This window comes from Cupriavidus consociatus (genome assembly GCF_017814975.1).
Taxonomy (GTDB): Bacteria; Pseudomonadota; Gammaproteobacteria; order Burkholderiales; family Burkholderiaceae; genus Cupriavidus; species Cupriavidus consociatus.
Map to the genome: position 1 here is coordinate 1 of NZ_JAGIQA010000190.1, position 317 is coordinate 317.

Genomic DNA, 317 nt, shown 5'->3' on the forward strand with positions numbered 1-317 from the left:
AACATCACCGGTGCCAATGACGCGGCGACCATCACCGCATCGGCCAGCGAAGATACGTTGGTGACGGAGGCTGGGGGCTTGGCCAACGCTGTTGCCGGTGATCCTTCGGCCGGCGGCACGCTGGCTGTCCGCGATGCCGATGCCGGCCAGGCCCATTTTTCTTCGGTGCCACCGGACAGCCTCGCGGGCCAGTACGGCACCTTCAGCTTCGACAGCAACACCGGCGCGTGGACCTACACGCTGGACAACAGCAAGGCCGATGCGCTGACCGCGGGCCAGCAGGTCAGCGATTCGCTGACAGTATTGTCGGCGGACCA

1 protein-coding gene is annotated in these 317 nt (G+C 65.6%); it reads left to right on the forward strand.

Going from position 1 to position 317, the window contains the following annotated elements; all coding sequences use genetic code 11:
- Nucleotides 1-317, forward strand: a 317-nt coding sequence (locus J8I82_RS38045; protein WP_209765799.1) for a VCBS domain-containing protein, incomplete at both ends; no start/stop codon positions are given.